Origin of the sequence: Tardiphaga sp. (assembly GCF_028290785.1) — a bacterium.
Taxonomy (GTDB): Bacteria; Pseudomonadota; Alphaproteobacteria; order Rhizobiales; family Xanthobacteraceae; genus Tardiphaga.
The window spans coordinates 1-3964 of record NZ_JAQGJD010000035.1 but is presented as its reverse complement, the minus strand read 5'-3'; the positions used below and the strand labels follow the sequence as shown (position 1 = coordinate 3964).

At 64.6% G+C, this 3964-nt stretch carries 5 protein-coding genes; 4 read left to right on the top strand and 1 reads right to left on the bottom strand.

Features of this window, described 5'->3' with window-relative positions:
• The 3 genes from JWR89_RS01990 to JWR89_RS01980 form a co-directional block, all read left to right on the top strand.
• On the top strand, positions 1–554 hold a 554-nt coding region (locus JWR89_RS01990; protein WP_299711137.1), incomplete at its 5' end, for a tripartite tricarboxylate transporter substrate binding protein.
• 265 nt (positions 555–819) lie between these two features.
• A complete protein-coding gene (locus JWR89_RS01985) occupies positions 820–1305 on the top strand; it encodes a tripartite tricarboxylate transporter TctB family protein (RefSeq protein WP_299711135.1) in 486 nt (161 codons plus the stop codon).
• Between the two features lie 14 nt (positions 1306–1319).
• Complete coding sequence (locus tag JWR89_RS01980) at positions 1320–2828, top strand: tripartite tricarboxylate transporter permease (RefSeq protein ID WP_299711132.1); 1509 nt, start codon at positions 1320–1322, stop codon at positions 2826–2828.
• Between the two features lie 22 nt (positions 2829–2850).
• On the opposite strand, the gene JWR89_RS01975 is transcribed toward JWR89_RS01980, so the two are convergent.
• On the bottom strand, positions 2851–3294 hold the full coding sequence (locus JWR89_RS01975; protein ID WP_299711129.1) for a hypothetical protein: 444 nt from the start codon (positions 3292–3294) through the stop codon (positions 2851–2853).
• 137 nt (positions 3295–3431) lie between these two features.
• Here JWR89_RS01975 and JWR89_RS01970 point away from each other — a divergent pair.
• Positions 3432–3964: Crp/Fnr family transcriptional regulator (locus JWR89_RS01970; protein ID WP_299711126.1), on the top strand; the 533-nt coding region annotated here is incomplete at its 3' end.

Sequence of the window (3964 nt, the reverse complement as noted above, 5' to 3'; positions counted from 1 at the left end):
AGGACGTGGTGGATTTCGCCAAGGCCAATCCCGGCAAGGTGACCTATGCGACGCCCGGCACCGGCACCTCGCTGCATGTCGGCATGGAGCAGATCGCAGGCCTGGCCGGCATCAAGCTGACCCAGGTGCCGTTCAAGGGCGGCGCCGAAACCAACGCCGCCGTGCTCGGCCAGCACACCATGCTGCAGGCGGATTCCACGGGATGGCGGCCGCTGGTCGATGCCGGCAAGCTGCGCCTGCTGATGGTGTGGACCGACAAGCGCTCGCCGAATTTCCCGGATGTGCCGACGCTGAAGGAGCTCGGCTATCCGATGGTCTATGACTCGCCGTTCGGCATCGCCGGCCCCAAGGGCATGGACCCGAAGATCGTCGCCAAACTGCACGACGCCTTCAAGAAGGCCATCGAGGACCCCGCCGTGATCGCCACGCTGGCGAAATACGACATGATGCCGAACTACAAGAACACCGAGGACTACAAGAAGTTCGTGGTGGAAGTCACGGCCTCGGAGCGCAAGGTGATTGAAGGCATCGGGCTGGCGAAGAAGGCGAATTAACTCTCGTGTTCCGAAAACGTAGAGCAGGTGCGCTCTTCTTTTCCCTCCCCCCAGGCGAAGCGAAGCTTCGCTAGGTGGGGAGGGTGGCGCGTTTGGGAGCGAAGCGAACAAACGTGACGGGTGGGGGGCTGCCACGCGCAGTATTACAGGTGGCGCCACCCCCACCCGTCCGGGCTTCGCTGCGCTTCGCCCGGCCACCCTCCCCACGCGAAGACGCGGGGGAGGGAAAGAAGCCGCAGCGTTATTACGATATCAAAGGCATTTTATGACCACTCCTGCCCGTCCCACCTTCCGCTTCAACAATTCCGAACTGTGGGGCGGCGTGCTCGGCCTTGCGCTGGGCATCTTCGTGATCCGCGCCGGGCTGCATCTCAAGCTCGGCAGCATCAACGATCCCGGCTCCGGCTACGTGCTGTTCTACACGGGCATCCTGATGTGCCTGTTCGCGGCGTCGATCATCGTGGCCGCGGTCACCGAGGGCGGGCCGACCTTCGCCTCGCGCTGGGACGGCGCGCGCTGGACCAAGCCGGTGGTGATCATCGCCGCGCTGATGGTCTACTCCGTTGCGCTCGACCAACTCGGCTTTCTCGTCTCGACCATTCCGCTGATGCTGCTGTTGCTGCGCGCGATCGATCCGGTGCGCTGGACGCTGGCGGTGCCGCTCGCGGTGCTGGCGCCGCTTGGCGTGTGGTGGGTGCTGAAGCGCGGGCTGCTGATCCAGTTGCCTTCGGGCATGTTTGAAATCGGCTGACCGGAAGCACCATCATGGACGTCATTTACAATGTCATGCAGGGGTTCGGCGTTGCGCTGCAGCCGATCAACATCCTGTACTGCTTCATCGGCGTGTTCATCGGCACGCTGGTCGGCGTGCTGCCGGGCATCGGTCCTATCTCGGCGATGTCGCTGCTGCTGCCGATCACGCTGTCCGGCACCCCGGAGAGCGGCATCATCATGATGGCCGGCATCTATTACGGCTCGATGTATGGCGGCTCCACCACCTCGATCCTGGTCAACATCCCCGGCGAGGCCGCCTCCGTGGTCACCTGCATCGACGGCCACCAGATGGCCAAGCAGGGCAGGGCCGGCCCCGCGCTCGGCATCTCCGCTTTGGGCTCGTTCATCGCCGGCACCTTCTCGCTGGTCGCGTTGATGCTGGTGGCGCCAAAGCTCGCTTCCGTCGCCATCGCCTTCGGTCCGGCCGAATATGCCAGCCTGATGGTGCTCGGCCTGGTCGTGCTGACTTTTCTCACCCAGGGCTCGATGGCCAAGGCGCTCTTGATGGCGTGCATCGGCATCGTGCTCGGGCTGATTGGCCTCGACGGCATCACCGCGCAGCCGCGCCTGACCTTCGGCCGCATCGAACTGATCGACGGCATCGGCCTGGTGCCGGTGGTGATGGGGCTTTTTGGGCTGGCCGAAGTGCTGCTGAATACCGAGCAGGTGATCAAGCGCGACATCATCAACGCGAAGATCACGCAATTGCTGCCGAACAAGGAGGACTGGAAGGCCAGCGCCGGGCCGATCACGCGCGGCACGCTGCTCGGCTTCTTCCTCGGCATTCTGCCCGGCGGCGGCGCGGTGGTGGCGTCGTTCGCCTCCTATGCACTGGAGAAGCGGCTGTCGAAGACGCCGGAGCGGTTTGGCCGCGGCGCCATCGAGGGCGTCGCAGGACCCGAAGCCGCCAACAATGCGGCGGCGGGCGGCGCCTTCATTCCGCTGATGACCTTGGGCATCCCGCCCAATGTGGTGATGGCGCTGCTGCTCGGCGCCTTCGTCATTCATGGCCTGCAGCCGGGCCCGCTGCTGATCACGCAGAACCCCGGCCTATTCTGGGGCATTGTCGCCAGCATGTATATCGGCAACGTGATGCTGCTGGTGCTCAACCTGCCGCTGATCGGGATGTGGGTGCAGCTGTTGAAGCTGCCATACAACGTGCTGTTCCCGCTGATCATCCTGTTCACCATCATCGGCGTGTATTGCAGCAGCAACAACGTGTTCGACGTCTACGTGATGGTCGGCTTCGGGGTGATCGGCTATTTCATGCGCAAGTTCGGCTACGAGCCCGCGCCCTTGGTGCTGGCCTTCGTGCTCGGCCCGCTGCTGGAGAACAACCTGCGCAAATCGCTGATCCTGTCGCAAGGCGACCTGATGACCTTCGTCGAGCGTCCGATCTCCGCCGCCTGCCTGGCGCTGGCCCTGCTGCTGCTGGTCGGCCCGCTGCTGCCGGCGTTCCGCAAGAAGCGCGAGCTGGTGGCGCTCGACGAAGGCGCCTGAGACCGGGACGCCTGGGGCGTCGTCAGTGCTGCCGGGTGCTGGAGATACTCGGCGGCGCGGTTTTGAACGACATCGGCGGTCGTTGTTCTCGGATGCCGAAACCGGGAAGCGACTGCTCGATGCTGATGGTCTGGCAATTCAGCGAGGCGGCGACCTGTCCGGTGCTGAGATCGACCGCCTCGTCGATCTGCGAGCCCGGCATGTGGGCCACGATCAGGGCTTCGATGCACAGCCGCTTGCGGGTGCGCAGGTCGAGCCCGACGTGGTAACTGAACAGCGCGTGGACGATGCCACGGCGGTCGCTGATCGCCATCAGGCCGCTGCGGCCGGACTTGGCGCGGCTGCGCCGCCGCACGTACAGCAGCCATTTCTCCAGCGTGATACCGGCGTCATGCAGACGGACCAGCGGAAAGGCGGCCCGTGCGTTCGCCCATGTCACGGGAACCGCTTGAAATTGCTCGTTCATCGATGGAATCCATGCCGCCCACCAAATTGCGCGCTGCTGCCGCTGCGGCATTGATGTGGGTCAACGACGGCGATGATTGATTCAGGTCAAATGGGTGTAGGGTACCCGACATGACTGAACCGAAACCGGATAACGCCATGACAGCCGTTGCGATAACCTTCGCCGAGCCGGCCGCGGAGGCTTGCCCCGTCAACGACTGCAAGCATGGCCGGAGCAAGAACGGCTGCGACGATTGCAAGGTGCGGTTGTTCAGCGTCTGCGGCGCCCTGGAAGCCTCCGAACTCGACGAGTTGGATCGCATCAGCCACGTCAGGCACTTCGCCGCGAAGGCCATGCTGTTCGATCAGGGGGCGCTGGCCGGCAGCGTGTTCAATGTCACCGAGGGCATGGTGCGGCTATACAAATCGCTGCCCGACGGACGCCGCCAGATCGTCGGCTTCGCGATGCCCGGCGATTTCCTCGGGCTCGCGCTGATGGACCGCTACGGCGTCGCGGCCGAGGCGATCACCCCGGTCAAGGTGTGCCGCTTCGCGCGCCCGGCCTTTGTCGCCTATGTCGAGGGCAAGCCGCATCTGCTGCGGCGGCTGCATGAATTCGCCGGTCACGAACTCAGCCTGGCGCAGGACCAGATGCTGCTGCTCGGCCGTCGCACGGCGGAAGAAAAGGTCGC

Coding starts and splice junctions, on each gene's coding strand:
- JWR89_RS01985 (WP_299711135.1), top strand. CDS start 820: ATGACCACTCCTGCCCGTCCCACCTTCCGCTTCAACAATTCCGAACTG.
- JWR89_RS01980 (WP_299711132.1), top strand. CDS start 1,320: ATGGACGTCATTTACAATGTCATGCAGGGGTTCGGCGTTGCGCTGCAG.
- JWR89_RS01975 (WP_299711129.1), bottom strand. CDS start 3,294: ATGAACGAGCAATTTCAAGCGGTTCCCGTGACATGGGCGAACGCACGG.